The 532-nt window shown below is 43.6% G+C and carries 1 protein-coding gene; it reads left to right on the top strand.

The features are described 5' to 3' along the window. On the top strand, positions 1-438 hold a 438-nt coding region (locus tag AC1M9C_RS14900), incomplete at its 5' end, for an enolase C-terminal domain-like protein (RefSeq protein WP_481953974.1). Positions 439-532: the final 94 nt, after the last annotated feature.

Raw genomic sequence — 532 nt, 5'->3', positions numbered from 1 at the left:
ATTGACAATATTGATGCCATGGAGCGTTTAACTCGTCGTTTTGATATTGCCATTATGGCGGATGAGTCATTGATGGGTCCAAGTACAGCTTATCGTTTAGCGAAGCGTAATGCTGCTTCTGTGTTTGCTGTAAAAGTTGCTCAGTCTGGTGGCCTACTCGAAGGTCGTGATGTAGCAACCATTGCAAACCTCGCTGGTGTAGATCTGTATGGTGGCACGATGCTTGAAGGTTCTGTTGGCACCATCGCTTCTGCACATTTGTTCTCGACCTTTGAGAATTTGGCATATGGCACTGAATTATTTGGTCCATTGCTGTTAACTGACGAAATTTTAAAGACCCCGCTTCAATATCGTGATTTCGAATTACATCTGCCTCAAGGCAATGGTTTAGGTATTGAGTTGGATTTAGACAAGATTGACAACCTTCGCCGCAAATAAGCGACGTGATACATCAGGAGTGAGACATGCTGTTTCATGTACGAATGGATGTGAACATCCCACTGGATATGCCAGTTGAAAAAGCGAATGAGAT

The organism is Acinetobacter sp. 24-47-39, assembly GCF_056783825.1.
Note: the sequence above shows the minus strand (reverse complement) of the source record. Positions and strands in the feature narration are given on the sequence as shown.